The organism is Bacillus cereus group sp. BfR-BA-01381 (genome assembly GCF_022663555.1).
GTDB lineage: Bacteria > Bacillota > Bacilli > Bacillales > Bacillaceae_G > Bacillus_A > Bacillus_A pacificus.
The window spans coordinates 1-1650 of sequence record NZ_JAKUFR010000192.1; the positions used below are offsets into that span (position 1 = coordinate 1).

The following is a 1650-nucleotide window of genomic DNA, read 5'->3' on the forward strand; positions in this document are numbered from 1 at the left end:
AAAATGAAAATGGAAAAGCTGAAAAAACAGATAACCCCAAAACCGGCGATGAAGCACGTATTGGATTGTTTGCAACGCTAATTCTTATTTCAGGTGTTTTCTTAATTCGTAAAGTACGTCAAAACTAAATAAAGGAGCGTTATTCCATTGAATAGATATCTTAAAATTGTTGTTGCGATGTGTTTAATGATATTTACATTCGTATCAACATTACAACCTCTTGCAGTTCAAGCAGCAAGCCAACTAGCTGACGGTGAATATTCAATCGGTTTCAAAGTTCTTAAGGATACATCAGATGAAGAATCTATGATGAATCAATACTCTGTAAGTCCAGGAACTTTAAAAGTGAAGGATGGGAAAAAGAAAGTATCCTTTACATTAACGAATAGTTCATGGATTACGAAGTTTGAAACAGAAAAAGCAGGTAAGCTAGTTGCGACAAATGTAATTAGTGAAGATAAAGAAAAAGATACAAGAGTAGTAGAATTTGATGTAGAAGATGTAGAGAAGGTATTAAATGCAAAAGTAAAAGTAGATATTGATTTTTTAAATTATCATCATGAGTACGACGTTCGTATTGCATTTGATCAAAATAGTATTACACCGATTCATGTGGAACAACCAAATGAAAAAGAGGACCCAGCTAATAAGCCAGATCCAAATGAAAAACCGGATCCAAGTCAGAAGCCCGACCAAAAGCCTGACCCAGATCAACAACCCAATTCTAACACAATTAACGATGGGAATTATAGTATTCCATTTAAAGTGTTAAAAGATAAGACAGATGAAGAATCTAAGATGAATACTTACATGGTAAATCCAGGAGTATTAAAAGTAGAAAACGGTAAGAAAAAGGCAATTGTAACACTAACAAGTAGCTCATTAATTAAAAATTTCCAAACGGAAAAAGATGGTGCATTTGTTGATGCAAAAGTAGTGAGTGAAGACAAAGCAAAAGATACAAGAGTAGTAGAGTTTGAAGTAAACGATTTATCAAAAAAACTAAATACAAAAGTATTTATCGAAATGGCATCAAGAAATTATAAGCAAACGCATGATGTACAACTTTTATTTGAACAAGATAAACTTGAGCCAATTAAAAACGAAGAAAAGCAACCAGATGGTGATAAGAAGCCAGAGGTAGAGAAACCAGAAGTAGAGAAACCAGAAGTAGAGAAGCCGAATGTTGAAACAATTAAAGACGGCGAATACAGCATCAATTTCAAAGCTTTAAAAGATCAAACAGATGAAATTTCAATGATGAACACGTATACAAAGAGTCCAGGTGTGTTAAAGGTGAAAGATGGTAAAAAATACGTATCATTCACATTAACGAATAGCTCATGGATTACAAAGTTTGAATTTGAGAAAGATGGTTCGTTTGTTGATGCAGGTGTATTAAGTGAAGATAAAAAAGCTGATACACGCGTAGTGGAAGTGAAAGTAGACGATTTATCTAAAAAGTTAAATGCAAAAGTAAAAGTAGATATCGATTCAATGAATTATCACCATTTCTACGACATTCAATTTGCATTTGATAAAGATAGCATTAAACCGTTAGACAACCAAGGCGGAAACGACAACCAAGGCGGAAACGACAACCAAGGCGGAAACGATAACCAAGGCGGAAACGATAACCAAGGCGGAAAC

At 34.1% G+C, this 1650-nt stretch carries 2 protein-coding genes; both read left to right on the plus strand.

All coding sequences use genetic code 11. The features are described 5' to 3' along the window. The coding region (locus MR079_RS28170; protein WP_242295071.1) for a sortase B protein-sorting domain-containing protein at nt 1–128 on the plus strand (128 nt) is incomplete at its 5' end. Nucleotides 129–147: 19 nt separating this feature from the next. Beyond that, on the plus strand, nt 148–1650 hold a 1503-nt coding region (locus MR079_RS28175; protein ID WP_242295070.1), incomplete at its 3' end, for an NEAT domain-containing protein.